The sequence below is a fragment of the Pseudomonas sp. AB39(2026) genome, assembly GCF_059831485.1.
In genome coordinates, this window is the sequence record NZ_CP195212.1 from 2,807,493 (window position 1) to 2,834,009 (window position 26,517).

The 26,517-nt window shown below is 59.5% G+C and carries 25 protein-coding genes and 2 tRNA genes; 11 read left to right on the forward strand and 16 right to left on the reverse strand.

Annotated features, from left to right (window positions below; translation table 11 throughout):
• Positions 1–80: 80 nt before the first annotated feature.
• Both ACSAMW_RS12935 and ACSAMW_RS12940 read left to right on the forward strand, forming a co-directional pair.
• Entirely contained in the window at positions 81–614 is a 534-nt protein-coding gene (locus ACSAMW_RS12935; protein WP_168082851.1) for a ferritin-like domain-containing protein, read from the forward strand.
• Positions 615–793: 179 nt separating this feature from the next.
• Positions 794–1,087 (forward strand): addiction module antidote protein, encoded by a 294-nt coding sequence (locus ACSAMW_RS12940; protein WP_500590648.1) that lies wholly within the window; start codon positions 794–796, stop codon positions 1,085–1,087.
• A gap of 46 nt (positions 1,088–1,133) precedes the next feature.
• On the opposite strand, the gene ACSAMW_RS12945 is transcribed toward ACSAMW_RS12940, so the two are convergent.
• Positions 1,134–3,206 carry an AsmA family protein gene (locus ACSAMW_RS12945; RefSeq protein ID WP_500590649.1) on the reverse strand — a complete coding sequence of 691 codons (2,073 nt, stop codon included), beginning with the start codon at positions 3,204–3,206 and terminating at the stop codon, positions 1,134–1,136.
• Positions 3,207–3,489: 283 nt separating this feature from the next.
• Here ACSAMW_RS12945 and ACSAMW_RS12950 point away from each other — a divergent pair, with 283 nt between their 5' ends.
• From ACSAMW_RS12950 to ACSAMW_RS12975, 6 genes are all read left to right on the forward strand, one after another.
• Complete coding sequence (locus ACSAMW_RS12950; protein WP_500590650.1) at positions 3,490–3,666, forward strand: hypothetical protein; 177 nt, start codon at positions 3,490–3,492, stop codon at positions 3,664–3,666.
• Between the two features lie 223 nt (positions 3,667–3,889).
• Positions 3,890–4,390 carry an urease accessory protein UreE gene (gene ureE, locus ACSAMW_RS12955; protein WP_500590651.1) on the forward strand — a complete coding sequence of 167 codons (501 nt, stop codon included), beginning with the start codon at positions 3,890–3,892 and terminating at the stop codon, positions 4,388–4,390.
• Positions 4,387–5,061, forward strand: coding sequence for an urease accessory protein UreF (locus ACSAMW_RS12960; protein ID WP_500590652.1), 675 nt, complete (start codon positions 4,387–4,389; stop codon positions 5,059–5,061). The genes ureE and ACSAMW_RS12960 overlap by 4 nt, the downstream gene beginning before the upstream one ends.
• 9 nt (positions 5,062–5,070) lie before the next feature.
• Positions 5,071–5,685, forward strand: a complete 615-nt coding sequence (gene ureG, locus ACSAMW_RS12965; RefSeq protein ID WP_500590653.1) for an urease accessory protein UreG — start codon at positions 5,071–5,073, stop codon at positions 5,683–5,685.
• Positions 5,686–5,701: 16 nt separating this feature from the next.
• A complete protein-coding gene (locus ACSAMW_RS12970) occupies positions 5,702–6,271 on the forward strand; it encodes a HupE/UreJ family protein (protein WP_500590654.1) in 570 nt (189 codons plus the stop codon).
• A 114-nt stretch (positions 6,272–6,385) separates the two neighbouring features.
• Positions 6,386–7,495 (forward strand): AGE family epimerase/isomerase, encoded by a 1,110-nt coding sequence (locus tag ACSAMW_RS12975; protein ID WP_500590655.1) that lies wholly within the window; start codon positions 6,386–6,388, stop codon positions 7,493–7,495.
• Here ACSAMW_RS12975 and ACSAMW_RS12980 read toward each other — a convergent pair.
• The 6 genes from ACSAMW_RS12980 to ACSAMW_RS13005 all read right to left on the reverse strand — a co-directional run bounded on the left by ACSAMW_RS12980 (position 7,479) and on the right by ACSAMW_RS13005 (position 13,798).
• A complete protein-coding gene (locus ACSAMW_RS12980) occupies positions 7,479–8,240 on the reverse strand; it encodes an SDR family oxidoreductase (RefSeq protein WP_500590656.1) in 762 nt (253 codons plus the stop codon). The genes ACSAMW_RS12975 and ACSAMW_RS12980 overlap by 17 nt on opposite strands.
• A 494-nt stretch (positions 8,241–8,734) precedes the next feature.
• Positions 8,735–9,451, reverse strand: coding sequence for an ABC transporter ATP-binding protein (locus tag ACSAMW_RS12985; protein ID WP_168082871.1), 717 nt, complete (start codon positions 9,449–9,451; stop codon positions 8,735–8,737).
• A complete protein-coding gene (locus ACSAMW_RS12990) occupies positions 9,448–10,323 on the reverse strand; it encodes an ABC transporter ATP-binding protein (RefSeq protein ID WP_500590657.1) in 876 nt (291 codons plus the stop codon). The genes ACSAMW_RS12985 and ACSAMW_RS12990 overlap by 4 nt, the downstream gene beginning before the upstream one ends.
• Positions 10,320–11,603: a high-affinity branched-chain amino acid ABC transporter permease LivM gene (livM, locus tag ACSAMW_RS12995; RefSeq protein ID WP_500590658.1), complete on the reverse strand. Its 1,284-nt coding sequence runs from the start codon at positions 11,601–11,603 to the stop codon at positions 10,320–10,322. The genes ACSAMW_RS12990 and livM overlap by 4 nt, the downstream gene beginning before the upstream one ends.
• Positions 11,604–11,605: 2 nt before the next feature.
• A complete protein-coding gene (locus tag ACSAMW_RS13000; RefSeq protein WP_168083505.1) occupies positions 11,606–12,520 on the reverse strand; it encodes an ABC transporter permease subunit in 915 nt (304 codons plus the stop codon).
• A 141-nt stretch (positions 12,521–12,661) separates the two neighbouring features.
• Positions 12,662–13,798, reverse strand: a complete 1,137-nt coding sequence (locus ACSAMW_RS13005; protein ID WP_500590659.1) for a branched-chain amino acid ABC transporter substrate-binding protein — start codon at positions 13,796–13,798, stop codon at positions 12,662–12,664.
• Between the two features lie 399 nt (positions 13,799–14,197).
• On the opposite strand from ACSAMW_RS13005, the gene pncB reads away from it, so the two are divergent.
• Positions 14,198–15,394 (forward strand): nicotinate phosphoribosyltransferase, encoded by a 1,197-nt coding sequence (gene pncB / locus ACSAMW_RS13010; protein ID WP_500590660.1) that lies wholly within the window; start codon positions 14,198–14,200, stop codon positions 15,392–15,394.
• A gap of 104 nt (positions 15,395–15,498) precedes the next feature.
• Here pncB and azu read toward each other — a convergent pair whose 3' ends face one another.
• From azu to rnr, 9 genes are all read right to left on the reverse strand, one after another.
• Entirely contained in the window at positions 15,499–15,948 is a 450-nt protein-coding gene (azu, locus tag ACSAMW_RS13015) for an azurin (RefSeq protein WP_500590661.1), read from the reverse strand.
• 121 nt (positions 15,949–16,069) lie between these two features.
• Complete coding sequence (locus ACSAMW_RS13020; protein ID WP_500590662.1) at positions 16,070–18,370, reverse strand: YgiQ family radical SAM protein; 2,301 nt, start codon at positions 18,368–18,370, stop codon at positions 16,070–16,072.
• Between the two features lie 251 nt (positions 18,371–18,621).
• The gene (dnaB, locus tag ACSAMW_RS13025) at positions 18,622–20,016 is read right to left on the reverse strand and encodes a replicative DNA helicase (RefSeq protein ID WP_168082887.1); all 1,395 of its coding nucleotides are present in this window, start codon (positions 20,014–20,016) and stop codon (positions 18,622–18,624) included.
• A 107-nt stretch (positions 20,017–20,123) separates the two neighbouring features.
• The gene (gene rplI, locus ACSAMW_RS13030; RefSeq protein ID WP_168082889.1) at positions 20,124–20,570 is read right to left on the reverse strand and encodes a 50S ribosomal protein L9; all 447 of its coding nucleotides are present in this window, start codon (positions 20,568–20,570) and stop codon (positions 20,124–20,126) included.
• A 20-nt stretch (positions 20,571–20,590) separates the two neighbouring features.
• Positions 20,591–21,490: a hypothetical protein gene (locus ACSAMW_RS13035; RefSeq protein WP_500590663.1), complete on the reverse strand. Its 900-nt coding sequence runs from the start codon at positions 21,488–21,490 to the stop codon at positions 20,591–20,593.
• A 37-nt stretch (positions 21,491–21,527) separates the two neighbouring features.
• A complete protein-coding gene (rpsR, locus tag ACSAMW_RS13040; protein WP_040260021.1) occupies positions 21,528–21,758 on the reverse strand; it encodes a 30S ribosomal protein S18 in 231 nt (76 codons plus the stop codon).
• Between the two features lie 28 nt (positions 21,759–21,786).
• Positions 21,787–22,212 carry a 30S ribosomal protein S6 gene (gene rpsF / locus ACSAMW_RS13045; RefSeq protein ID WP_168082893.1) on the reverse strand — a complete coding sequence of 142 codons (426 nt, stop codon included), beginning with the start codon at positions 22,210–22,212 and terminating at the stop codon, positions 21,787–21,789.
• A 280-nt stretch (positions 22,213–22,492) separates the two neighbouring features.
• A complete protein-coding gene (rlmB, locus tag ACSAMW_RS13050; RefSeq protein WP_168082895.1) occupies positions 22,493–23,236 on the reverse strand; it encodes a 23S rRNA (guanosine(2251)-2'-O)-methyltransferase RlmB in 744 nt (247 codons plus the stop codon).
• The gene (gene rnr / locus ACSAMW_RS13055) at positions 23,233–25,860 is read right to left on the reverse strand and encodes a ribonuclease R (RefSeq protein WP_500590664.1); all 2,628 of its coding nucleotides are present in this window, start codon (positions 25,858–25,860) and stop codon (positions 23,233–23,235) included. The genes rlmB and rnr overlap by 4 nt, the downstream gene beginning before the upstream one ends.
• 211 nt (positions 25,861–26,071) lie before the next feature.
• Between rnr and ACSAMW_RS13060 the strand changes: the two genes are divergently transcribed.
• Both ACSAMW_RS13060 and ACSAMW_RS13065 read left to right on the forward strand, forming a co-directional pair.
• Positions 26,072–26,158, forward strand: a tRNA-Leu gene (locus ACSAMW_RS13060).
• 172 nt (positions 26,159–26,330) lie between these two features.
• Positions 26,331–26,417: transfer RNA gene (locus tag ACSAMW_RS13065), tRNA-Leu, on the forward strand.
• The last annotated feature ends 100 nt before the right edge of the window (positions 26,418–26,517 follow it).

Here is a 26,517-nt window from a genome sequence, read left to right on the forward strand (position 1 = left end):
TCTAGACCGAGCCTGCCACGCGCCCAGAGCGCCCTGAACAGAGCAGGCCGGTTCCGTGAATACTAGCCTGGAGAACCACCATGCTGAACCTGCAATTGACAGACAAGAACACCCTGCGAGAACGCGCCCGCCAGAACGTCGACAATGGCGCCGTGACCGAAGGCTATACCGCAGACCGCGAAGAGATCATTCGCCTGCTGAACGAATCGCTGGCCACCGAACTGGTTTGCACCTTGCGCTACAAGCGTCACTACTTCATGGCGACTGGCCTCAAGGCCAGCGTGGCCGCTGAAGAGTTTGCCGAGCACGCACAGCAGGAAGCCGAGCACGCTGATCGCCTGGCCGAGCGTATCGTGCAATTGGGTGGCGAGCCGGAGTTCGACCCCGACAAGATTTCGGCCATGTCCCACGCCGAGTACAAAGCGGGCAACAACCTCAAGGAAATGGTCTACGAAGACTTGGTAGCCGAACGTATCGCCATCGATTCCTACCGCGAGATCGTGCAATACATCGGTGAGAAAGACCCCACCACTCGCCGCATCTTCGAAGACATCCTGGCCCAGGAAGAAGAGCACGCCGACGATATGGCGGACATCTTGGCCGACCTGAGCTGATTCTGTTCAGCAGTTGGGACAATAAACCAGGCGATGCCTGGTTTTTTATGAACGCTGCTACCCTGCCTGAAAAACCACGTTACGAACTGCCGTTTACACGCTTGGCCAAGCGCTTTACTTTTTCAACTAAATGTGACTTATAAGCTACAGCGTGTTGCAATGAGTTAGGGTAGATAGCAATGAATGAACAGCTCTATGAATATGATCCAGCGTCTGCTTTAACGGACCCCGAGAGCATAGCGGTATTTATGGCTGATGCTTTCGAGACAGGCGATGCAGGGCATATCGCTAAAGCACTAGGGGTAGTGGCCAGGGCCAAAGGTATGACGGAATTGGCCAGAGAATCAGGGTTATCCCGTGAAATGCTCTATCGGTCATTTAGCGAAAAAGGTAACCCAACGCTTAAAACCCTATTAGCGGTCATGAGGGCAGTAGGCGTGGATATGACAGCGCGTCGGCATCTGCCTACCTGAACCAAGTCAAGTAGGCAGTGCAACTAGCAAATCAATGACATCCGCCTCACCTCACCGTTTTCGGCACCTTGCCCTGCTGCATCTGCTCCAGCAGTGGGCGGCATTCGTTGGGCGCCTTGTCGCCACTGGGCACGACCAGGGCCAACAGGCCGGCCGCAGGGGCTACGACCGCACCCAACGCCACCATGCCAGCACCGCGCAGCAGCAGGGGCACGGTTTGCACACCGGCGCTGGGCTTGGCGAACGTGCCGCGTACGTACAACGGGGAGCGCAGGGAGAACAGGCGGAAGCCCTTGGACTCGGGCGTTACCTTGAAGTCCATGCGTTCAGTCTTGAAGTTGGCATCGCCGTCGATGTAGATCACCGCATTTTCCGTATCGAATACAAAGAGATTGGTGCTAGCCAAGCCGTCTTTAATCCCCACGTCCGCGGCCGCACAATTGATCTTCACTTCCTTGTCGCCAAAGATTTTGCCCATCACATAGTTACCGACGTTCAGGCCTGCGATTTCCATCAGATCCCGGCTCACGGCGCCATCGTTGATCAACATCTTTACGCCACCATTGGACGTACCTAGCAAGGCGGCAACCGAGTTCCCGGTGCCTGAGAACTGTGCATCGCCGTTAAGCTCACCGAAGCTGGTGCGCATGGGTTCGAAGGTTGGAAACAGCTGCTTGAGCTTGAAGCCGCGGGCACTGAGCTTTGCCTGGCCCTGCAGTGGCGTGGAGCGGCCATTGAGGCCTACCTGGGCATCCAACTGGCCGCCCGCTACTCCAAAGCGCAAGGGCTCCAGGCTCAGCTTGCCATCGTCTAGCACTACATGGGTGTACAGGTCTGTAATAGGCAGGCTCTCGCTTTTCACGATGCGCTTGCCAGAGAACTCCACGTCAGCATCCATGGCACGCCAGCGGTCAGTCTTGAATTCTTCGACCGGCAGCACCTTACCGTTAGGCTGTTTACTTGCGCCACCTCGGGCCTTCTGCTCGGCGTTGGAGTCGGCACCGATCAAGGGTGCCAGGTCCGCGAACAGCAATTGGTTGGACACCAGCTTGCCGGTCAGTTTCGGCCGTGGCTGGGCTGCTGCAAAGCCCAGGTCACCATGAATATCGCTATCACCGATACGGCCATTGAAGCCCTCGTAGCGGAACGTAGCGCCGCCGGCCTCGTGCAAGCGTGCGATCAGATGGCCATCGGTGCTGTAGGCGGGTGAATCCGGCAGGTTCACGCCCGTCAGCGGGAACAGGTTGCCCAGGCTGGTGCCTGACAGCTTCAGATGAAGGTCCAAGGCTCCCAGGTTGCGGGGGTCGGTCAGGGTGCCGACCGCAGCGGCATGGGTGTCGCCAGCGGTGACGTCCACTTGCACAGGGAACGGCTGGCGGGTGTCCTGCAGCGCCAGCAACCCGCCGATCTTGCCATCACCTTTCACAGGCAGGCCTTTGTACTTGCCAGTGGCCTTGAAACCGAAGGCATAGTCCTGGGCGCTGTTGCCCTCTTTCTCCAACGCTTTGGCAGCGTCTGTCTGGCCTGCCAAGGCCTTGAAGGGGATGGGCTTGCCCAATGGGTCGATCAGCACCTCCACTTGAGTGTTCAGGGTGGCGTCGTCCAGGGTAACCTTGCCTTTGTCGAAGCCGATGGCGCCAATGTCCAACACCCAGCTGGAGGGCTCTGCCGACTCATCCTTCGGCCCCATGTCGAAGGCCCAGTTAGCGCGACCATCCTTCAAGCGCTGTAGGTCCGCGGTAGGCTCGGTCAAGTTGATGCGAGGGATGACAATGTGCTGAGCCAGCAGGGGCAAGGGCGACAACCGAAACTCAATGCGCTTGAGGCCGGCCATCTGCGGCGTGCTGGACCAGTCCGGGTTACCCAGGCTGATATCGTCGGCAATGAAATGTGGCCAAGGTACCCAGGCTTTCAGGCCGCCTTCGTCCGGCTCTCGCGCCCACTCCACCGCAAGGTTGCCGTTGATGGCGAACGGACGATGCAAGGCAGTGGATACCTTTTCGTTAAGCGTAGGCTTTACCCGGTTCCAATTGAACGTCGCGATAAACACCACAAGGGCAAGTACCAGCACCACAAGCGTGGCGACGGTCCAGGCAATGATACGAAGGGGGCGGGACATGGGTATCTCCTTTACAGCGACCCTGTTCTCTCATGAGCGCGCTAATGAATGGTCAGGCTTGTGACTACAGCGAGGCGGCGCTGGTTCGGGCGAACGTGCCTGGCTCGGCGTGCCTTTGGTGCATACCTGCCTTTTGGCAAGGTTAAGCGAGACAGGCAGACAAGGCCCGAAGCCATCGTTCCGGTCGATGGAGACCATGCTCAGGATCGACTTCCGCAATGGCAGGCGCGGCGTAGCATAGGCAGCTTGAAAACCTGCCCAACACTTTTTGGAATCGCCTGCCATGAAACACCTTTTCCTCGCTGCAGCCTTGTCTCTGGTTACCGTAAGTGCTTTCGCCCTGCCGGTTACTGACCAAGCCGTGGCGACTCAAGCCAAGCCAACAGCGGCCCTGAGTATTCAGCACACCTACAGCATTGCCCAAGATGGCGCAGACCGCAGCCTTCGCGCCACTGCCTAGGGCCTTTTACGCGCCTCAAGCTTGGCGCCTGACCTGCAGGCCCGTTCCGCCTGCCCCATCAAGCACTGCAATGGTGCGAATCATAGCCTGATGCACCACATTTAACCTCGCCCTGCCCCAATCCGACTCGCACCTTCCCGGTTTTGCTACTGCTTCATTGGCCTAGCCAGCTTGGCAAGGCCCTTGCTCTACGCTTGTATCGGTCCTTGCCGGAAACTGACCCATGCTTGTGATACATCGCCGTCTATCAGCACAGCCTACCTGGGATGCCGAGGTGCACCTTACCTATGAAGCTCGTAGCAAGAGTCGTTTGCGCTGCTTTTCACAGGGCGGGGAAGACGTGGGGCTATTCCTTGAGCGGGGGCAGCCTCCTTTACGTGACGGCGACTGCCTGGAAGCCCAAGATGGCCGCGTCGTTCGGGTATGTGCCCGGCCTGAATCGCTGTTGCACGTCACCTGTGCCAACGCTTTGGAATTGACTCGAGCGGCCTATCACTTGGGCAACCGCCATGTGGCGCTGCAAATCGGCGACGGCTGGCTACGGTTACTGGATGACCATGTACTTCGGGGCATGCTTGAGCAGTTGGGTGCGACGGTGCAGCCTCTGGAAGCCCCCTTCCAGCCCGAGTACGGCGCCTATGGGGGCGGCCATCACCACTCCCATCAAGGGGAGGAAGGCTTCAACTATGCCCCGCGCCTGCACCAGTTCGGCGCCGCGCGGTGACCAACGCGTGGGCACTGCTGCGCCTGGCCAGCCCGCAACTGCCCATTGGCGGCTATAGCTACTCCCAAGGGCTGGAGATGGCGGTAGAGGCAGGTCACGTGCGGTGCCGAGCCACGGCCGCCACTTGGCTGCGCGACCAGCTTGAACTGAACCTGTGCCGGTTCGATGGCCCTGTGCTTCTAGCCCATTGTCGGCTGGCAGCCGACGAGGACTGGCCTGCCTTGAAGCAGCGAAGTGAAGAACACCGTGCCAGCCGGGAAACCCGGGAGCTGCATCTGGAAAGCCGGCAAATGGGCTATTCGCTCAAACAACTATTGTTGGGGCTCCCCGAGCTGGACAGTGCCGCGCGCGCTTTGCTTGACCACATGGACGAGCCCCATATGGCACTCGGCTGGGCACTGGCTGCCAGGGCATGGGGCCTTTCTCCGGAAGACGCCCTGGCAGCCTGGCTCTGGGGTTGGCTAGAGAACCAGCTGGCGGTACTGATGAAGACCTTGCCACTGGGGCAACAGGCCGCCCAGCAATTGACCAGCGAGCTGCTGCCGGCACTGGAGCACGCCCGGTGCGCTACCTGCGCCTTGAACCCTACCCACATCGGCAGCGCCCCGTTCGGCCTGGCGTTGGCCAGCATGGCCCACGAACGCCAGTACAGCCGCCTGTTCAGATCCTAGGAGAACTGCATGAACACCCAACCCTTGCGAGTCGGTATCGGCGGCCCTGTGGGCTCCGGCAAAACGGCGCTGACCCTGGCCTTGTGCCTGGCCCTGCGTGAGCGCTACAACCTGGCGGTGGTCACCAATGACATCTATACCCGCGAGGACGCGGACTTCCTGGTGCGCAACCAGGCACTGGCACCCGAGCGGATTATTGGCGTGGAAACCGGCGGTTGCCCGCACACCGCCATTCGCGAAGACGCCTCCATCAACCTCGAAGCTGTGGACCAGCTGAACCGGCGGTTTCCTGGGCTGGACCTGATTCTGGTGGAGTCCGGTGGGGATAACCTTTCGGCCACCTTCAGCCCTGAGTTGTCGGACCTGACGGTGTACGTGATCGATGTATCGGCCGGGGACAAGCTGCCGCGCAAGGGCGGCCCGGGCATCTGCAAATCCGACCTGCTGGTTATCAACAAGATCGACCTGGCAGACCTGGTAGGCGCGTCACTGGACAGCATGGACCGGGACACGCGCAAGATGCGCGGCGAGAAGCCTTTTGTGTTCAGCAATCAGAAAACCGGCCAGGGGCTGGACGCCATTATCGCCTTTATCGAACGCCAAGGCCTGCTGAACGCAGCCTGACCACAAGGAAGCCGTTATGACCCGTAAGCAGTTGATCGCCACGCTTGCTCTGTTTGCCTTGCCCACCGTGGCATTCGCCCACCCCGGCCATGGCCAGGGCCTGCTGGCCGGCGCCAGCCACCCGCTCAGTGGCCTGGACCACCTGCTGGCCATGGTTGCCGTAGGCCTGTGGGCGGCCCAGCAGGAAGGCCGCGGGCGTTGGGCACTGCCCTGCACGTTCCTGGTCGCCATGCTGGCAGGTGGCGGCCTGGGCTTTGCCGGTGTAGAACTGCCGGGCCTGGAAAGCGGAATTGCAGCCTCGGTACTGGCGCTGGGCCTGGCTGTAGCGCTGGCCGTGCGCCCGCCGCTGTCGCTGGCAATGATAGCTACCGCAGGCTTTGCACTGTGCCATGGCATGGCTCATGGCCTTGAGCTGCCGGCCATGTCCAGCGCCTGGGCCTATGCGGCCGGCTTCATTGGTGTCACGGCCGCCTTACATGCCGCAGGCTACGCCGTTGTCCGCTGGCTGCCCAATGCAGCTGCGCCCTTGGTGCGCCTGGCAGGTGCAGCGGCAGCCATTGCTGGGGGGTATCTGCTGGCAGCGTAGCGCTATGCGTGGCCAAGGCCGGCACCTACGGGGCTGTGGCGCCTGCCAGGTGTGCCGACCTGGCCTTGGTTTTCTGCTAGAGTGGCGCGCATTTGCCGCCCCATGAAGCCGTCCATGCCTGCCTCCTGCGTGAACCCTCAGCTTGCCGCTACCTACACCTTGGTGTGGGAACATTTTCTCACTGGCATCGTTCCTTTGTGGGAAGGGCCAGGTTGGAACGCCGACCTTCAGCTGCCCTACGAGGCCCTGGATGAACAGCACCAGCCTTTGCCAGCCCAGCGTTATCGGGCCATGGCCTGTGCGCGACAGCTGTTCGTGTTTACCTCCCTGGGCAAGCGCCCAGGTGCGGCCCAACGCGCCAGGCAACTGTTCGATTCACTGAACCGGCATTTCGCTGACCCCGTTCAGGGTGGCTGGTTTTATAGCGTCGATGCCCATGGCCAACCTCTGGACACCCGCAAAGACCTATACACCCACGCGTTCATCGTGTTCGCCTGCGCCCATTACCTGCGCAGCGAGCCGGCCGCGCAGGCGTGCCTGGACCAAGCCTTGGCAGCCGTGCAACGGTTCTCGATCAACCATGGGTTGTACGAAGCCTGCCTGGCCCAAGACTGGTCGAGCCTGGGGCAAGGTGCACTGCAGAACCCTTTGATGCATTTGGCCGAGGCGTTCCTGGCCAGCCTTGAAGTGCGCCCGGAGGCGGCAACACACGCGGCGCTGCTGGACCTGTGCAATGGCATGCACAAGCAGTTCTTTGACCCGCAGCACGGCGTGCTGCTGGAAAAACCACTCACCGCTGTGGACAACTGGTACGAGCCTGGCCACCAGTTCGAATGGTTCTACCTGCTGGCCTCATCCGCGCGGCTGAGCACACATGCCCTGGCAGCCGACATGGCTGAAGCGATGGTGCGCTCACAGCAGCAAGGGCTGCGCGACGGGGCTGTATGCGCCACACTCAAGGCTGACGGCACCTTGCTGGACGGCACGCGTCGCATCTGGGCACAGGCCGAATACCTCCGCGCGCTCACCCTGCTCCCACATAGCGACGATGCGCTGAAGGCTGGCTTGCAGCACCTGCAAGCCCAGTTCTTGCGCCCTGCAGGCTGGTTCGAATGCAGGGACGCCGCAGGCGCCGTGAGCCGGCATGACATGCCATCCACCACGCCCTACCACCTCTACACCTGCCTGGCGGCCTTGGCTAGCGCGCTCAATTCTGGCGGTTGACCGCAAAGCCCGCCCAAGCCTGGTTCACTGGCATCACTTCCAGGCGGTTCACATTGATGTGGGCCGGCTGGGTGAGAATCCAGTAAATGGTGTCGGCAATGTCTTGGGGCTGGAGGGGTTCGACGCCAGCGTAGGTCGCGTCATAGCGCGCCTTGTCCCCACCAAAGCGCACCAGTGAGAACTCGCTCTCACACATGCCAGGCTCCAGGTCCGTTACGCGCACACCCGTGCCCTGCAGGTCACAGCGCAGGTTCAGGGAGAACTGTTTCACGAAGGCCTTGGTGCCCCCGTATACATGGCTGCCCGGATAAGGGTAGCTACCGGCTACTGAGCCCAGGTTGACGATACCTGCGCCTTTACCATGGGCGATCAGCCGAGGCAGGAGCAGCCGGGTGGTATACAGCAAGCCCTTGATATTGGTATCGACCATGGTTTCCCAGTCGTCCAAGTCACACGAAGGCGCTGGATCATTGCCCAAGGCCAGGCCCGCATTGTTCACCAGGGCAGTCAGGGTGGAGAACTGCGCTGGCAGGCCACCAATGGCCGCCTCCATGGCTTTGCGGTCTCGAACGTCCACGGCCAATGGCAGCACCTCTACCTTGGCGGACAGCTCTTCGGCCAAGGCGTTAAGCCGGTCTTCACGACGGCCCGTGATGATGAGCGACCAGCCGGCCTCGGCAAAGCGCCGGGCACAGGCTTCGCCGAAGCCGGACGTGGCGCCAGTGATAAAGACGGTGGAAGTCATTAGGTTCTCCTAAGGTGCCAGCGAACCGGCCAAACGATAGATAAGTAGGGACCTCAGCATGCCCGCCGCGCGCCATGGACACAATTGGCCGAGGCAAATTTCCTTTCGGGCTGAGCCCCAAAAATAATTTGCTCTGTATAACGAACCGACTCAAGGCGCTGAATACGGCCTCTACAGCATCGTTTCCAAAGGTTTCCCACAGAGTTATCCACAGGCCACTTACTCGCCCACCCGTCATCTGTCAAGCCTTGACAAGGTAGCAATAGAAGCTAGCAGGGGCGGCAGTACGTTTTTTGATCAATCGCTTGAAAGCCACGTGGCACGCGGCCTCTAGCGTTACACACCCAGGTTATCAACAGCCTGGTCCACGGCGGCTGGGGGCTAAAAGGCAGGGGTGATAGACGCTATGAAAATGTGGCCTTCTGTCACATTCCAAAGCCGGCCAGAAAATGTTTTCCACATTTTCAAGCCGGCTCAGAAGGACGCCCGCTATGTCAGTGCCCGCCCAGGTAGGCATTACGCACGTCGTCGTTGGACAGCAGTTCCTGCCCTGTGCCACTCAAGCGGATCTGCCCGTTGACCATCACGTACGCTCGGTCCGAGAGCTTCAACGCGTGGTTGGCGTTCTGTTCTACCAAAAAGATGGTCATGCCAGACTTAGCCAGCTCCCGCAGCGTGGCGAAGATCTGCTTCACCACAATAGGGGCAAGCCCCAGGGAAGGCTCATCCAGCAACAACAGTTTGGGGCGGCTCATCAAGGCACGTGCGATAGCCAGCATCTGCTGCTCGCCGCCGGACATGGTCATGGCCCGCTGATTACGCCGTTCCTTGAGCCGCGGGAACAGGTCGAACATTCGTTGCATATCGTCACCGGCGTATTTGTCACCAATGGGAATAGTGCCCATCATCAGGTTTTCCTCCACCGACATGTCCGGAAATACCCGTCGCCCTTCCGGCGACTGGGCAATACCATTTGAGGCAATGTAGTGGGAGGACTTCTGGCTGATGTCGGTGCCTTGGTAGAAGATCTGCCCTGCCGCAATACGTGGCTGGCCGAAGATCGACATCAGCAGCGTGGACTTGCCTGCGCCGTTGGAGCCGATCAGGCTGACAGTCTCGCCAGGGTTAATGTGCATCGATACCTGCTTCAAAGCCTGTATGGGCCCATAGAACACATCGATGGCCTTGAGCTCCAGAATAGGGGCGGTCATACCAGCTCCTCCTCGTCGGCACCTAGGTAGGCTGCGATCACTTTCGGGTCATTGCGGATCTGCTCCGGCTTGCCTACCGCGATCACATTGCCGTGATCCAGCACCACGATGTCGTCGGAAATGCTCATTACCATGCCCATGTCGTGCTCGATCAATACCACGGTCATGTCGTGGTGGTCCCGCAGGTGGCGGATCATCCCGCTCAGCGCTTCGGTTTCCTGCGGGTTCAAGCCTGCAGCCGGCTCATCCAGGCAGATCACCTGGGGCCTGGTACACATGGCGCGGGCAATCTCCAGCCGGCGTTGCTGCCCGTAGGACAGCTCACCGGCCAGGCGGTTGGCGCAATCCACCAGGTCTACCACTTCCAGCCAGTAGAACGCGGTTTCCAACGCACGCGCTTCGGCCTTGCGGTAGCCAGGCGTGTTGAGAATGCCGGCGATCATGTTGCGGTTGACCCACATGTGCTGGGCGACCAGCAGGTTTTCCACCACCGACATTTCCTTGAACAGCCGAATGTTCTGGAACGTCCGGGCCAGGCCCGCGCGGTTCACCAAGTGAGTACCGCCGAACATCTTGTAGTACAGCCGGCTGAAGAAGCGGTTGGGGGCCACGAAGTCCGACGCCTTGAACGGCTCGCCCAGCAACTTGATCACTTCTACGCTGCCCTTGCGGGCATTGAGCTGGATGCGGCCGCCACTGGCCCTGTAAAAGCCTGTAAGGCAGTTGAACACGGTGGTCTTGCCTGCGCCGTTCGGCCCGATCAGGGCAAAGATGGAGTTGCGTTTGACCTGCAGGTTGACGTCGCTTAGCGCCTTGATACCGCCGAACTGCATCATCAGGTGCTCGACAGACAGAATGATATCGTCGTTCATGGCGCCACTCCTTTGCGCGGCATTACCCCGGTACGGCTGATACGGATAAGCCCGCGTGGCCGCCAGATCATCATCAACACCATAAGGATGCCGAACAGCAGCACCCGATACTCGGCAAAGCTGCGCAACAGCTCAGGTGTCACGGTCAATACGAAGGCTGCAATGACTACGCCGACTGTAGAGCCCATGCCACCCAGTACCACAATGGCCAGTATCAGTGCCGACTCGAAGAAGGTGAACGAGGTGGGGTTCACAAAGCCTTGATAGCTGGCGAAGAACACACCGGCCAGGCCTGCCGTGGAAGCACCAATGGTAAAGGCAGACAGCTTGACCAGCACATGGTTGAGGCCCATGGCACGGCAGGCGATCTCATCCTCGCGCAAGGCTTCCCATGCCCGCCCTACCGGCATGCGGGTCAGGCGGTGCTTGACGTACAGCACCAGCATTACCACCAGGAATAGCACGGCGTAGATAAACAGGAATTTCAGGTCCCCGTTGTATTCGAAGCCGAAATATTCGTGGATGGGGATACCACCGTCCTTGGCGCGACGTCCGAACTCAAGGCCGAAGATCGTAGGCGAAGGGACTGGCACACCGTTAGGGCCGCCAGTGAAATCCAGCCAGTTGTTCAGCACAAGGCGGATGATTTCACCAAAGCCCAGTGTCACGATCGCCAGGTAGTCCCCGTGCATGCGTAACACCGGGAAGCCCAGGATGCACCCCGCCAGGGCTGCTGCAATAGCCGCCAATGGCAATGCTGACCAGAAGCCCAGGCCCAGGTACTGGTAACCCAAAGCCAGGCCGTAAGCCCCGATGGCGTAGAAGGCCACGTACCCTAGGTCCAGCAGGCCGGCCAGGCCCACCACAATGTTCAACCCCAACCCCAGCAGCACATAGATCAAGCCCAGAATGACCACGGTGAGCATGTACTTGTTGGCAAACACCGGGAACACCAACGCAATCACGATTAACAGCGGGATGATCCAGCGCAGGCGGGACTTGTAGTCCGGGGCCAGCACATGTACGCCGCCCCCGCTGCTCTCGAAACCTTGCGCAATACGCAGGCCGCTCGGGGTTTGCAGGAACAGGCTGAGGAGGAAACGCCCGGCCATCACAATGGCCACAATCACGGCGGTGCGGGCCGGCTGCAGGTTGAAGCCATAGCCGTCGAGCACAATACCCACGACAGGGCCGAACACGATCAGCGCCAGCAGGCCGGCCACGATCGCATCAATGACGCTTTTCTTGAGGTTGACAGGTTTATTGATCGCAGAAGACATGGTCACACCTTCGCCACAAGTGGGCGACCCAGCAGGCCTTGGGGACGGAAGATCAGTATCAGCACCAGCAGGCCGAAGCTGAACACGTCTTTGTAGTCAGAGTTCACAAGCCCGGAGAACTGCGATTCAGCTACCCCCAGGATCAACCCGCCCAGCATGGCGCCGGGCAATGAGCCGATGCCCCCGAGTACAGCCGCAGTGAAGGCCTTGATACCGATGATGAAGCCTGCGTAAAAATCGAAGGTGCCGTAGTTCATGGTCACTAGCACACCAGCCAGTGCCGCCATGGCCGCACCGATGATGAACACGTAGGAGATCACCCGGTCGGTGTTGATGCCCAGGATAGAAGCCATTTTGCGGTCTTGCTGGGTGGCCCGGCACATGCGGCCCAGCTTGGTGTACTTGATGATGTAGGTCAGCACCGCCATGCCCACGAAGGCAGCAATGATGATGAATAGCTTGGTGTAGCTCAGCTGTACGAAGCCCGAGCCGACCTCGAACCGCCAGCCGCCCTCAAGCAGCGTAGGCACGCCTTGCTGGCGTGACCCTTGGCTGATCTGTACGTAGTTCTGCAGGATCAGCGAAATGCCGATGGCGCTGATCAGCGGTGCCAGACGTGTGGAGTTGCGCAAGGGCTTGTACGCCACGCGCTCGATCACAAACCCGTACACCCCCGTGACCACGATGGTAAAGATCAGCGTACCGAGGATCAGGAAGGGGAAAGACTCGATGCCGAAAAAGGACAGCACGGCCAGCCCGATGGCCGAGAGGTAACAGCTGACCATGTACACGTCGCCATGGGCGAAGTTGATCATGCCAATGATGCCGTACACCATCGTGTAGCCGATGGCGATCAACCCGTAGACCGACCCCAGGGTCAGCCCGTTGACCATTTGCTGCAGGAAAATACCGTCCATCATGCACTCTCGTGAACGTATCAGCGCGCCAGCCACCCGTACCCTGGAAGTGCCACGAGGTACGGCCGGCTGTCATGTTGCGCAGGCAGGGTAAGGCACGCACTGGCGTGGGGCGCAGGCCCGCACGCCAGCCCACAACGCTTATTTTTGTTTTTCGAGCTGCTTGTATTTGCCGTCTGAGCCCCACTGGTACACCACGTAGTCCGACACTTTCAAGTCGCCCTTGCTGTCCCAGGTTTTCTCGCCCATTACGGTCTTGACCGGGTTGGCCTTCAGCCACTTGGCAGCGTCTTCGCCCTTGTTGGACTTGGCGCCATTGAACCCGGCGGCCAGCGCCTGCAACGAGGCGTAGGCATACAGGGTATAGCCTTCAGGCTCGTAGCCGCTCTTGCGGAACCCGTCTACCACGGCTTTGGAATCAGGCAACAGGCGGGGGTCGGCGCCGAAGGTCATGTACACGCCATCGACGTATTGCGCGCCACCGGCAGTGGTCACCAGTTCATCGGTCACGATGCCGTCATCGGACACGAATTTCACATCTTTCAGGCCCTGCTCACGCATCTGACGAACCAGAGGGCCCGCCTCTGGATGCAGGCCGCCGAAGAACACCACTTCCGCACCGGTGCTGCGGATTTTGGTCACCAAGGCGCTGAAGTCTTTCTCGCCACGGGTCAGGCCTTCTTCCAATACAGGCGTCACGCCGCGCTTCTTGAGCTGAGCCGAGGTCGCATCGGCCAAGCCCTTGCCGTAGGTGTCCTTGTCGTTGATCACGGCCACTTTCTTGGCCTTGAGCATGTCCACGATGTAGTCGCCCGCTACAACACCTTGCTGATCATCGCGGCCGCACATGCGGAACATGGTTGCCAAGCCACGTTCTGTCACGGTGGGGTTGGTCGAGCCAGGCGTGATAGCGATCACGCCTGCATCAGCGTACACCTCAGAAGCCGGGATGGTAGAGGATGAGCAGAAGTGCCCTACCACGCCAATAACCTTATCCTGGTCTACCAGGCGGTTGGCCACGGCTACGGCCTGTTTAGGCTCGCAGGCATCATCGCCTGCCACCAGCACAATCTTCTCCCCGTTCACGCCGCCAGCAGCGTTGATGGCATCCGCCGCTGCCTGTGCGCCTTTCATGTACTGTTCGCCGAATGAAGCGTTAGCGCCGGTCATAGGACCGCCAACACCTATCTTCACATCAGCCTGAGCATAAGACGCAACGCCCATGGCGGTAGCAACAGCCAGGGCCAGAATGCCTTTCTTGGAAAACGTCTGCGACATGAGGTGGTGCTCCTGAACATTATTTTGGTTGGCACTACAACTTCAGCGCTCTGCTCAGAGCAAGCAGCGTGCCATCATTTTTTCGGTATGCTCAAAGTCTTAGCACAGGTTTTCAGAAAGGGTGGCAAAGAGGCGTGCCTGTGGGACGTGCAACCGTCTGCAGCACGGCAAGTAGTACCATGGCAATGGCCAGGAGCAACCGGCACAACAGTTACGGAGCAACCATTACCCACAAGCCAGCGCAACCCGGGCGTAACAACAAGCGTAACGGAAGTGCACAATGGCGGTGCGCAGGCGCTACACCACGCACCATTGCGAATGACATACAAAGCTGTCAGCCCTGCTCGACTTTTTGCATAGCCCGCTGTCTGAACGGCATTGGCCTACCTGGAGCCCTTGATGATTGATTCACCCTTTGGCCCTGCCCTTATTCAGTCATTGCTGGATACCGACCTGTACAAGCTGTCGATGATGCAGGCTGTGCTGCACAACTACCCTAATACCGATGTGGAATGGGAGTTTCGTTGCCGCAACGGTGAAGACCTGCGGCCCTACCTTCAAATGCTGCGGCACGAAATGGAGCGCCTGTGCGAGCTGAGCCTGTCTGATGAGGAAACGGCCTTCCTGGAGAACATCAACTTCATGAAGCCGGATTTCCTGCGCTTCCTGGGGTTGTTCCGCTTCAACTTGCGCTACGTTCAGATCGGTATCGAACACGATGAGTTGTTTATTCGACTCAAAGGGCCTTGGCTGCACGTGATTCTGTTCGAGGTGCCGGTGCTAGCCATGATCAGCGAGGTACGCAACCGTGCCTTGCACCCGCAGGTCACGCTACAAAAGGCCCGGGACGCCCTGTACCGCAAATTCGACTGGCTGGTGGCTAACGCCACGGTGGACGAATTGGCAGGCCTGCAGGTGGCAGATTTCGGTACACGCCGGCGCTTTTCCTTCGGCGTACAGGATGAAGTGGTGCGGCTGTTGAAAGCCGAGTTTCCGGCGCGGTTCGTAGGCACCAGCAATGTGTACCTGGCACGCAAGTATGACCTTAAGCCCTTGGGCACCATGGCGCACGAATGGGTAATGGCGCACCAGCAACTAGGGCCTCGGCTGATCGACAGCCAGATCGCAGCCCTGGACTGCTGGGTGCGCGAGTACCGGGGCCTGCTGGGTATCGCGTTGACCGACACCATTACCATGGATGCCTTCCTCAACGATTTCGACCTGTACTTTGCCAAGCTGTTCGACGGCCTGCGCCACGATTCGGGTGACCCGGTGGTATGGGCCGAAAAAGCCATCGCCCACTACCGCAAGCTCGGCATCGACCCTATGACCAAGACACTGGTGTTCTCCGATGGCCTGGACCTGCCCCGGGCACTAAACCTGTTCCGCGTATTGCGCGGGCGTATCAATGTGAGTTTCGGCATCGGCACTAACCTTACGTGCGACCTCGACGGCGTGAAGCCCATGAGCATGGTGCTGAAGATGACCAGTTGCAACGGCGCGCCAGTGGCGAAGATTTCTGACGAGGCCGCCAAGACTCAATGCCGCGATCCTAATTTCGTGGCTTATTTGCGTCATGTGTTCAAGGTGATGTGAGCGCGCCCTCCTGCATCCTCCTGTCTGGGAAACGGCAGGTTCCCGGCCTTCGCCTTCGGCTGCGACCGGTCCCACAGCGCACGGCATAGCCTGTGTGCTTGAGGTCAGTCCACAACCTTGAGCGTGCCTTGCATCATGGCGATGTGGCCAGGGAAACTGCAGAAGAAGGTGTATTGCCCGGCAGGGTCAAGGGCGGACGCATCGAAGGTGACACTGTCCTGCTCGCCTGCACCAATCATTCGGGTATGGGCAATCACTCGGGTGTCTTCAGGCTTGAGGTAACCCTTGTCCGCACCTGCGCTCATGCCGTCGCTGGCGACGTCCCGCATATCAGCGGTTTTGGTGAGTACCCAGTTATGGCCCATCACCTGTATCGGCAAGGTGCCAGAGTGGGTGAGTGTCACCTTGAACGCTTTGCAGCTTTTGCTCACGGTCATGGCCTTCTGGTCAAAGGTCATCTGGTCGGTAGAGTCCACAGTGACGTCGCACTGGGCCGCTAGTGCAGGCATGGCAGCCAGTCCAAGCAGGCTGGCGAACAGGGCTTTCCACAACATACATACACTCCAGACAATTGGCCGGCATCCTGGGGAGCCCGCTGTATCACGATGATTAAGCGACCCAGGCCTACGAAAAGCCACCCAGGCCTTTGTGCCTTGCCTGAACAACCAGGCGCGCCTAGCGAGGAATAACCGGCTGGCGGCTCGGCTTTTTCTTGCCCTTGCTGGCGGCACTGCCACGGCTTTCACGCGCGGTTTGCTCGCGGCGGGCCTGGGCAGCCGCCTTGGCTTGCTCACGCTTGTCCCACGGTTTGCTGCCGTCGCTACCCCGGGGCGGCAGGCCCGTGTGCTGGGTGAGGATGCGCTGCTCGCGCCCTACCTTGTGACTGCCTGCGGGGGTCGAATTCTTGCGGCGGGCGCTGACATAGGTATCACCCTCAGGCTGATAGGCTGGAATCAGCTGGTTCTTGCCCGGCCCGATCAAGTCGGCTCGGCCCATGCGCTCAAGCGCCTCGCGCAGCATCGGCCAGCCTTTGGGGTCGTGGTAACGCAGAAAGGCCTTGTGCAAGCGCCGCTGGGCATCACTTTTCACAATGCTCACGGCAGGGCTCTTGTAGGTGACCTTGCGCAGCGGGTTCTTGCCCGAATGGTACATGGCCGTGGCTGAGGCCATGGGCGACGGGTAGAACGCTTGCACCTGATCGGCGCGGAAGCCATTGCCCTTGAGCCAAAGAGCCAGGTTCATCATGTCTTCGTCGGTGGTACCAGGGTGCGCCGCGATGAAGTACGGAATCAGGTACTGCTCTTTGCCGGCTTCCTTGGAGTACTTCTCGAACATGCGCTTGAAGCGGTCGTAGCTGCCGATGCCCGGCTTCATCATCTGGTTAAGCGGGCCTTCTTCGGTATGCTCCGGCGCAATCTTCAGATAGCCGCCCACATGATGGGTGACCAACTCTTTCACGTATTCCGGTGACTCCACGGCCAGGTCGTAGCGCAAGCCGGAAGCGATCAGAATCTTTTTCACGCCGGGCAATGCCCGTGCGCTACGGTACAGTTGAATCAGCGCCGAGTGATCGGTGTTCAAATTCGGACAGATGCCTGGGAACACACAGGACGGCTTGCGGCACGCCGATTCGATCTCGGGGCTCTTGCACGCGATACGGTACATGTTTGCGGTAGGGCCACCCAGGTCGGAAATGACACCTGTAAAGCCAGGCACCCTGTCGCGAATTTCTTCGATTTCACGAATGATCGATTCTTCGGACCGGTTCTGGATGATGCGACCCTCATGCTCGGTGATCGAGCAGAAGGTACAGCCTCCGAAGCAGCCTCGCATGATGTTCACCGAGAAGCGGATCATGTCATAGGCTGGAATCTTCTCTTTGCCATACACCGGGTGTGGTACCCGCGCATACGGCATGCCGAACACGTAGTCCATTTCTTCGGTGGTCATGGGAATGGCAGGCGGGTTGAACCACACATCCATCTCGCCATGGCGCTGCACCAATGCGCGGGCGTTGCCTGGGTTCGTTTCAAGGTGCAATACGCGGTTCGCGTGTGCGTACAGCACAGCATCACCCCGTACCTTTTCGAACGACGGTAGGCGGATGACCGTTTTATCACGGGTCATGCGCGGGCTTTCGAGGATCTGCACCACCTTCGCTTCGCTCGGGTCGTCCTGCGGGCCCTTTTCCTGCTCGATGGCGCAGGCTTGGGTGTCCTGAGTGTTGACGTAGGGGTTGATGATCTTGTCGATCTTGCCGGGGCGGTCGATACGCGTGGAGTCCACCTCGTACCAGCCCTCGGGCGTGTCACGGCGTACGAACGCCGTCCCACGAATGTCCGTGATGCTCTCGATCGACTCGCCTGCCGACAGCCGCTGGGCCACTTCGACCACCGCGCGCTCGGCATTGCCGTACAGCAGGATATCGGCGCAGGCGTCGATCAGGATCGAATGACGAACCTTGTCCTGCCAGTAGTCGTAATGGGCGATGCGGCGCAACGACGCTTCGATCCCGCCCAGTACGATAGGTACATGCCGGTAGGCTTCCTTGCACCGCTGGCTGTACACCAGGCTGGCGCGGTCTGGGCGCTTGCCTGCCAGGCCGCCAGGGGTATAGGCGTCATCGGAACGGATTTTCTTGTCCGCGGTGTAGCGGTTGATCATCGAGTCCATGTTACCGGCGGCCACGCCGAAGAACAGGTTGGGCTCGCCTAACTTCATGAAGTCGTCTTTGCTGGTCCAGTCTGGCTGGGCAATGATGCCGACACGAAAGCCCTGGGCTTCCAGCAGCCGACCGATGATTGCCATCCCGAACGAGGGATGGTCTACATAGGCATCGCCGGTCACGATGATGATGTCGCACGAATCCCAGCCCAGCTGATCCATCTCAGCACGGCTCATCGGCAAGAAAGGCGCCGGCCCGAAACATTCGGCCCAGTACTTTGGATAGTCGAATAATGGCTTGGCTGCGTGCATGGCGATAACCGAGGTTGAGACAGATGGACCCGCATGAATTCGCGGTCGCGGAGAATAGCACAAAAAACAACCAAACCCGACTACCTTTGTCGGACTTAGGAAGACGAATGACCTTCAGAAAATATTCGAGCGAAGGTCAGGCAAGGCGAAATCAGGCGAGGAAGCGGAGTTTACTAGTTGTAAATGAGCATTCCGAGCCTAGGCGGCCCCACCTGATTTCAACGCAGCATCACCGAGCGCAGAATATTTTCCTACTCGTCGTCGAATTGGTAGCTGCCTGGGGCCAAGTTCTCAAACCTAGTGTACTTACCGATAAAGGCCAACCGCACCGTTCCGATAGGCCCGTTCCGCTGTTTGCCGATAATGATTTCAGCAACGCCCTTGTGCTCGGTTTCGGGGTGGTACACCTCGTCCCGGTACACGAACATGATCACGTCAGCGTCCTGCTCGATCGCACCGGATTCACGCAAGTCTGAGTTTACCGGCCGTTTGTTCGGGCGCTGTTCAAGCGAGCGGTTGAGCTGCGACAACGCGACTACCGGGCACTCGAATTCCTTGGCCAGCGCCTTGAGGGAGCGGGAGATCTCGGAAATTTCATTGGTACGGTTGTCACCGCTGGAGCCTGGAATCTGCATCAGCTGCAGGTAGTCGATCATGATCAGGCCGATATCCCCATGCTCGCGCACAATACGACGGGTACGCGCGCGCATTTCCGACGGGCTGATACCAGCCGTATCGTCGATAAACAGCTTGCGGTCGTTGAGCAGGTTTACCGCAGAGGTGAGCCGTGGCCAATCGTCGTCGTCCAGCCGGCCTGTACGTACCTTGGTCTGGTCGATACGCCCCAAGGACGACAGCATACGCATGATCAGCGAATCCCCTGGCATTTCGAGGGAGTACACCAGCACGGCCTTGTCGCTGCGCAGCACTGCGTTTTCCACCAGGTTCATGGCAAAGGTGGTCTTACCCATGGAGGGGCGCCCCGCCACGATGATCAGGTCGGACGGCTGAAGGCCACTGGTTTTTTCATCCAGATCTGTATAGCCGGTGGAAAGGCCGGTGATAGCCTGGTCGGTATTGAACAGGGTATCAATACGGTCGATGGCCTTGGTCAACAGGTCGTTCACGCCCACCGGGCCGCCTGTCTTGGGCCGAGCCTCGGCGATCTGGAAGATCTGCCGCTCGGCCTCATCAAGAATTTCCGAGGCGTTACGACCCTGGGGGTTGAACGCGCTGTCGGCAATGTCACTGCTGATGCTGATCAGCTGGCGAAGGGTAGCCCGCTCTCGAACAATCTGCGCATACGCTTTAATGTTCGCGACAGAAGGCGTGTTCTTGGCCAGCTCGCCCAGGTAGGCAAGGCCACCTACCTGACTGCCCTGCCCTTCCTTGTCCAGCTGTTCATACAGCGTGACCACGTCGAACGGTAGGTTCTGGTCGGCCAGGCGCGCCACGGCGCGAAAGATCAGGCGGTGGTCATGACGGTAGAAATCACCGTCGGACACCTGGTCCAGTACCCGCTCCCAGGCGTTGTTGTCCAGCATCAAGCCACCAAGCACGGCCTGTTCGGCCTCGATGGAATGAGGCGGCACCTTGAGCGCGGCGGTTTGCAGGTCGTACTGTTCAGGCGTCGAGATTTCGTTCATGACCGGAAGAATTCTTGGGTGTTCTCAAAAGCAAAGGGCACGGCCTGTCGAAGACAGAACCGTGCCCAATGTTAGCCTGCTGGCTGGCCGAGCGGCCAACCAATGGCTCAGGCGGCTACAACCACAACGCGAACGGTCGCTTCAACGTCGCTGTGCAGGTGCACAGCTACGTCGTATTCGCCCACGTGGCGGATGGTGCCGTTCGGCAGACGAACTTCAGCCTTGGCCACTTCAACGCCAGAGGCGGTCAGGGCGTCAGCGATGTCGTGCGTACCGATCGAACCGAACAGCTTGCCTTCATCGCCCGCGGTAGCGGTGATGGTGACTTCCAGTTCGGCCAGCTGAGCGGCGCGGCTTTCGGCCGAGGCTTTCTTGTCGGCGGCAGCCTGTTCCAGTTCGGCGCGGCGAGCTTCGAACGCAGCCAGGTTGGCAGCGGTAGCAGCAGTAGCCTTGCCTTGTGGCAGCAGGTAGTTACGACCATAGCCAGACTTGACGTTTACTTTATCGCCCAGGTTGCCCAGGTTGGCGATTTTTTCCAGCAGGATCAGTTCCATTTGGTATTAACCTCTTAACTTTAACCTTCACCGTTCGCGGAACCCTGGTCATTCCCCTTTTCGGGGGCCAGGCGACCGCGAAAATCAATCAGGCTGTCGACAATGGCCACAGCCACCAGTAACGGATAGGCCAGCTGTATAAACAGCAGGAGCGTGACGTACAACCCTACCAGCCAGAAGCGACCGAGCTTGCCGCGAACGACCAGCCCGTGCACCAGGGCCACACCGGCAAACATCAGCGGCACACTGCAAAGGGGCGTTAACATCGCCACCTGCGGGCCGAACTGCGGCCCTACCAACATGCACGCCAACAAGCCTAATGCCACGGCGCCGGGGAGCTTGACGGCACGAAACTCGCGCCCGAACCCACCGGGGTTATACAACACGGCCTGCCAATAGCGCCCCAGCATCAGGGCCAACAGGCTGACGGCCTGCAACAGCGCTGCTATCAAACCGGTGAGTACTGGAGCGATCAACGCCTCCAGGTGGGCTTGCTCTGCCAGCGACAAGCGCTGGTAGACCCCCCCGAGCAAGGTGGGCAAGTGGCTGTTCATGGCCACCGCCAGCTGGTTCAAGGCCTCACCAAAGGCGACGCCCAGTACCACGCCATACACCACACCCAGGCCAATGCTCGCCAGCAATACCCGCCCCCAGGACCAGCCCGCGCGCAGCAGCGCGGCAAGCCCGAGTGAACCCAGCAACACCATGAGGGTGCGCGGCTCACCGAAGTACCACCAGACAAAAGCTGGCAATACGCCCCAGGCCAGAACGCCAACGGCATCGCTTGCCCCCCGCCGCAGCAGCACAAGGCAGCCGGCAGCGGCACTCAACCAGAACAACAGCGGCAATGCCGCACATCCCGCCACCACCAGGGTGGCCTGCATACGACCCCGCATGATGAAATCAGCCAAGGCACGCATGCGTTCTATCCTTTACGGCTTGTCGACAAAACCCGTATCAGCGGCCGTGGCTGTCGGTGTAAGGCAGCAAGGCCAGGAAGCGGGCACGCTTGATAGCGGTGGCCAGCTGACGCTGATAACGAGCCTTGGTACCCGTGATACGGCTAGGAACGATCTTGCCGGTTTCAGATACGTAAGCTTTCAGGGTGTTGAGATCCTTGTAATCGATCTCTTTAACGTTTTCTGCAGTGAAACGGCAGAATTTACGACGACGGAAGAAACGTGCCATTTAACAGGCTCCTCTAAAGATCCGTGGATTACTCGTCAGCGTTATCGCTGTTGTCGCTGCTGTCGCTGTCATCGCCGTCGGCGTTTTCAGCTTGCTCAGGACGGTCACGACGCTCACGGCGCTCGCTGCGGTTCTCTTCAGCCTTGAGCATTTCGGACGGGCCGGTAACAGCTTCGTCGCGACGGATCACAAGGTTACGGATAACGGCATCGTTGTAGCGGAAGCTGTCTTCCAGCTCGGCCAGGGCCTTGCCAGTGCATTCAACGTTCAGCATCACGTAGTGAGCCTTGTGAACATTGTTGATTGCGTAGGCCAGTTGACGACGGCCCCAGTCTTCCAGGCGGTGGATCTTGCCACCGTCTTCTTCGATCAGCTTGGTGTAACGCTCGACCATGCCGCCGACTTGCTCGCTCTGATCCGGGTGGACCAGGAAGATGATTTCGTAATGACGCATGAATGCTCCTTACGGGTTGTAGCCTGCCGGGAAATCGGTCAGACAAGGAGTTGATCTTTTCTGTGACTTGACCGAGGCGAGCGCAAACACGCCTACCGCCACGGCAAGGGGCGCAATTGTAGAGAAGGGGCCGAGGCAGCGCAAGGAGATTGGCGAATATTTGATCAACCGCAGCGCTGGCTGCTTTTCAAGCTGTTCGCTGGCCGTGCCAGCTCCCACAGTACGTACGCTTGTCTACTGTAGGGCCGGGCATGGCCTGGGAACCTATGCAAGCGCCGCCCTATTTAGGCTTGCGCTGGCGCAGGGCTTCGAACAGGCACACGCCAGTAGCTACCGAGACGTTCAAGCTGCTCACGCTGCCGGCCATGGGCAATTTCACCAAGTGATCGCAATGCTCGCGGGTAAGCCTGCGCATGCCTTTACCTTCCGCACCCATCACCAGCACCAACGGGCCCGTGAGGTCCTGCTGGTAGATTTCCTTCTCGGCTTCGCCAGCAGTACCTACTATCCATAGCCCACGCTGCTGGAGCTTTTCCAGGCTGCGGGCCAGGTTGGTGACAGCTACCAAGGGCATGGTTTCAGCCGCACCGCAGGCTACTTTGCGCACCACAGGTGTCAAGGTAGCGGCCTTGTCCTTGGGAATGATCACGGCCAGTGCCCCGGCAGCGTCTGCAGTACGCAGGCACGCCCCCAGATTATGGGGATCGGTCACGCCATCGAGTACCAGCAGCAAAGGCGCGCCTTCATGACGGTCCAGCAGCTCTTCGAGCATGGCTTCACCCCATACCTGGCTGGGGCTCACATCCGCGACTACACCCTGGTGCACGCCTTCGACCCAAGCGTCCAGTTCCCGGCGCTCTGCAGCACCGACAGCGACCCGATGCTCGCCTGCCAGCTGCAACAAGGCCTGAAGGCGAGGCTCACTGCGCCCCTCGGACAGCCAGATCTGCTTGACCCGGCGCGGATGGTGACGCAACAACGCTTCTACGGCATGCACGCCATAAATCTTTTCCAGCTGACTCATGTGTTTGCCTTGGGCTTGCGCGAGCCGTTTTTCGATGGCCCTTTACGGTGCTTGGAGGGCTTGGTGCTGTCGGTTTTCCCCGAACTGTGCCGGGCATCGCTCATCAGCGCTTGCTTCATTTCACGGCTCTTGCGCACTTCAGCGTTGTTGGCCGTGGCATGGGAGGCACGATAGGCTTCTTCTACCGCCGGGTCTTTCCCTGCCTTGCGCTTGCGAGGCTTGCTGATAGGCGCGGCAGCTTCTTCCTGAGCGGGTTCGGCTTTACGGCTGCGAGCGGCCGGTGCCGGGGACGTGGTCGGCTCAGTGGCATGGGTAGTGGTTTTACGGGACTTACGTGTGCCGCTGTCACCACTCCTAGTACTGCCTTTTTCGGCTTGCTTGTCTGCCAGCTCGAAGTCGATCTTGCGCTCATCCAGGTCGACACGCATGACACGCACTTGCACCGTGTCACCCAGGCGGAAACTACGGCCCGTACGCTCACCTGTCAGGCGATGGTGCACTTGGTCGTAGTGATAGTAATCGCCTGGCAGTGCTGTCACGTGCACAAGACCTTCGACGTAAATGTCGGTCAGGGACACAAACAAGCCAAAGCCGGTGGTTGCAGTAATGATGCCGGGGAACACCTCACCCACACGGTCCTTCATAAACTCGCACTTGAGCCAGTTCACCACGTCACGGGTGGCTTCGTCGGCACGGCGTTCGGTCATGGAGCACTGCTCGCCCAGTTGCTCCAGCGCCCCTTCATCGTAGGGGTAGAGGCGCGCCTTAGGCATCGCAGCGGCACCCGCCCGTACCACATGAGGCGTTTCACGCTTGGAGCGGATCACGCTGCGGATGGCTCGGTGAGTGAGCAGGTCTGGATAGCGGCGAATGGGTGAAGTGAAGTGCGTGTACGCCGGGTAATTCAAGCCAAAGTGGCCATTGTTGTCCGAGGTATAGACCGCCTGGCTCAAGGAACGCAGCATCACCGTCTGGATCAGCTGGAAATCAGGACGGTCCTTGATATGTTCCAATAGCGCCTTGTAGTCCTTCGGGCTGGGCCCTTCCTTACCTTTGTGCAACGACAGGCCCAGCTCGCCCAGGAAGGCCTGGAGCTTCTCCAGCCGCTCGGGTGGCGGGCCGTCATGGACACGGTACAAGGCAGGTATCTCATGCTTCATGAGAAACTCGGCCGTGGCCACGTTGGCGGCCAACATGCACTCTTCGATCAGCTTGTGGGCGTCGTTGCGGGTGGTCGGCTTGATCTCCGCAATCTTGCGCTCGCTACCGAACACAATGCGTGTTTCCTGGGTTTCGAAATCGATCGCACCCCGTACCTGACGCGCAGCGGACAACACCTGATACAGCGCATAGAGCTGCTTGAGGTGCGGCAATACTTCGCCATATTCGCTGCGCAACGCCTTGGCTTCCGCACTACGGGCATGCTCAAGCATGGTGCTGACCTTGTTGTAGGTCAGGCGCGCATGGGAATGGATGACCGCCTCGTAGAACTTGTAGTCGACCATCTGCCCGCTCTTGGACATGGTCATTTCGCACACCATGGCCAAGCGATCCACGTGCGGGTTCAGGGAACACAACCCGTTGGAGAGCTCTTCAGGCAACATGGGGATAACGCGCTCAGGGAAATACACCGAGTTCCCACGTACCTGGGCCTCTGCATCCAGCGCGGAATCCACCTTCACATAGCTGGACACGTCAGCGATGGCCACATACAGGCGCCAGCCGCCGGAGAACAGCTTGATCCGCCCTGTAGGCTCGCAGTACACCGCATCGTCGAAATCGCGGGCGTCTTCACCGTCGATGGTGACGAATGGCAAATGCCGCAGGTCCACACGGTTGAGTTTGTGCTTCTCCTCCACCTCAGGCTTGAGCTTGGCCGCTTCCTTCTCGACAGCCTCTGGCCACACGTTGGGAATGTCGTAGCTACGCAGCGCTACGTCGATTTCCATGCCAGGCGCCATGTAGTTGCCCAGTACTTCGATCACATCGCCCTGAGGCTGGAAGCGTGCAGTTGGCCAATGGGTAATCTTGATTTCCACGAACTGGCCAACCTTCGCACCGCCATTGCGGCCCGGTGTAACCAGGACTTCCTGCTGCACCTTGGGGTTGTCGGCCTGAACGAAGCCAATGCCACCTTCCTCGAAGTACCGGCCCACGATGCTTTCATGGGCACGGCTCACCACTTCAACCAAGGCACCTTCGCGGCGGCCGCGGCGGTCCAGCCCCGACACACGGGCTAAGGCGCGGTCGCCGTCGAACACCAGTCGCATTTGTGCAGGGCTGAGGAACAGATCGTCACTGCCGTCATCCGGCACCAAAAACCCGAAACCGTCGCGGTGGCCACTTACCCGGCCGGCGATAAGGTCAAGTTTGTCTACGGGGGCATACGTGCCCCGGCGCGTATAGATAAGCTGGGCGTCGCGCTCCATGGCCCGAAGGCGGCGGCGCAGGGCTTCAATCTGGTCTTCCGTCCCTAGGCCGAACTCCTCGACCAGCTGCTCACGGCTTGCTGGAGAACCACGCTCGGCGAGGTGGTGCAGGATCAGTTCACGGCTGGGAATAGGATTTTCGTATTTTTCCGCTTCACGAGCGGCCTCGGGATCGAGGGACTGCCAATCGGCCATTAGAGAGTGTTCACCTTGTGTGATATGCAAGTTAGTTTGGCATACCCCTGTTAAAACGGGAAATTCCAACGCCGCATGAAGATATCCAGGCCACCGGCGCGACGCAGATTACGATGCCGGTAGGCGGCCGAAATATTTTTGCAGTCAGGGGTTTACACTGCAATATGGCGACCGTATAGTGCGCGCCATCGACGACGCAAGTAGTCGATTTGCCCAGATGGTGAAATTGGTAGACACGCCAGCTTCAGGTGTTGGTGGCCTTACGGCCGTGGAAGTTCGAGTCTTCTTCTGGGCACCATCTTCAAACGCGAGACTACCTCAGTCTCTTGCGTTCCAAAAGCCCGCGAAAGCGGGCTTTTGCATTTCTACCACTCCTGAATCATCCTCCTCGATTTTTTTCTGGGAGAGGCTTTACAGCGCCAGGGGACCGCCGTATAGTGCGCGCCATCGACGACGCCAGTCTTCGATAAGCCCAGGTGGTGAAATTGGTAGACACGCCAGCTTCAGGTGTTGGTGGCTTTACGGCCGTGGAAGTTCGAGTCTTCTCCTGGGCACCAAATCAAAGCGGTAACGCTGCAAAAGAGCCTGCTCAATAGCAGGCTTTTTTGTGCGCGCTCAGAAAACCGGCACTCAAATACGACCGCATACGAGAAGCAA

Bases quoted from the DNA above. Each gene is read 5' to 3' on its own strand.
- ACSAMW_RS12935 (WP_168082851.1), top strand. From the start codon at position 81: ATGCTGAACCTGCAATTGACAGACAAGAACACCCTGCGAGAACGCGCC.
- ACSAMW_RS12940 (WP_500590648.1), top strand. From the start codon at position 794: ATGAATGAACAGCTCTATGAATATGATCCAGCGTCTGCTTTAACGGAC.
- ACSAMW_RS12945 (WP_500590649.1), bottom strand. From the start codon at position 3,206: ATGTCCCGCCCCCTTCGTATCATTGCCTGGACCGTCGCCACGCTTGTG.
- ACSAMW_RS12950 (WP_500590650.1), top strand. From the start codon at position 3,490: ATGAAACACCTTTTCCTCGCTGCAGCCTTGTCTCTGGTTACCGTAAGT.
- ureE (WP_500590651.1), top strand. From the start codon at position 3,890: ATGCTTGTGATACATCGCCGTCTATCAGCACAGCCTACCTGGGATGCC.
- ureG (WP_500590653.1), top strand. From the start codon at position 5,071: ATGAACACCCAACCCTTGCGAGTCGGTATCGGCGGCCCTGTGGGCTCC.
- ACSAMW_RS12970 (WP_500590654.1), top strand. From the start codon at position 5,702: ATGACCCGTAAGCAGTTGATCGCCACGCTTGCTCTGTTTGCCTTGCCC.
- ACSAMW_RS12975 (WP_500590655.1), top strand. From the start codon at position 6,386: ATGCCTGCCTCCTGCGTGAACCCTCAGCTTGCCGCTACCTACACCTTG.
- ACSAMW_RS12980 (WP_500590656.1), bottom strand. From the start codon at position 8,240: ATGACTTCCACCGTCTTTATCACTGGCGCCACGTCCGGCTTCGGCGAA.
- ACSAMW_RS12985 (WP_168082871.1), bottom strand. From the start codon at position 9,451: ATGACCGCCCCTATTCTGGAGCTCAAGGCCATCGATGTGTTCTATGGG.
- ACSAMW_RS12990 (WP_500590657.1), bottom strand. From the start codon at position 10,323: ATGAACGACGATATCATTCTGTCTGTCGAGCACCTGATGATGCAGTTC.
- livM (WP_500590658.1), bottom strand. From the start codon at position 11,603: ATGTCTTCTGCGATCAATAAACCTGTCAACCTCAAGAAAAGCGTCATT.
- ACSAMW_RS13000 (WP_168083505.1), bottom strand. From the start codon at position 12,520: ATGGACGGTATTTTCCTGCAGCAAATGGTCAACGGGCTGACCCTGGGG.
- ACSAMW_RS13005 (WP_500590659.1), bottom strand. From the start codon at position 13,798: ATGTCGCAGACGTTTTCCAAGAAAGGCATTCTGGCCCTGGCTGTTGCT.
- pncB (WP_500590660.1), top strand. From the start codon at position 14,198: ATGATTGATTCACCCTTTGGCCCTGCCCTTATTCAGTCATTGCTGGAT.
- azu (WP_500590661.1), bottom strand. From the start codon at position 15,948: ATGTTGTGGAAAGCCCTGTTCGCCAGCCTGCTTGGACTGGCTGCCATG.
- ACSAMW_RS13020 (WP_500590662.1), bottom strand. From the start codon at position 18,370: ATGCACGCAGCCAAGCCATTATTCGACTATCCAAAGTACTGGGCCGAA.
- dnaB (WP_168082887.1), bottom strand. From the start codon at position 20,016: ATGAACGAAATCTCGACGCCTGAACAGTACGACCTGCAAACCGCCGCG.
- rplI (WP_168082889.1), bottom strand. From the start codon at position 20,570: ATGGAACTGATCCTGCTGGAAAAAATCGCCAACCTGGGCAACCTGGGC.
- ACSAMW_RS13035 (WP_500590663.1), bottom strand. From the start codon at position 21,490: ATGCGTGCCTTGGCTGATTTCATCATGCGGGGTCGTATGCAGGCCACC.
- rpsR (WP_040260021.1), bottom strand. From the start codon at position 21,758: ATGGCACGTTTCTTCCGTCGTCGTAAATTCTGCCGTTTCACTGCAGAA.
- rpsF (WP_168082893.1), bottom strand. From the start codon at position 22,212: ATGCGTCATTACGAAATCATCTTCCTGGTCCACCCGGATCAGAGCGAG.
- rlmB (WP_168082895.1), bottom strand. From the start codon at position 23,236: ATGAGTCAGCTGGAAAAGATTTATGGCGTGCATGCCGTAGAAGCGTTG.
- rnr (WP_500590664.1), bottom strand. From the start codon at position 25,860: ATGGCCGATTGGCAGTCCCTCGATCCCGAGGCCGCTCGTGAAGCGGAA.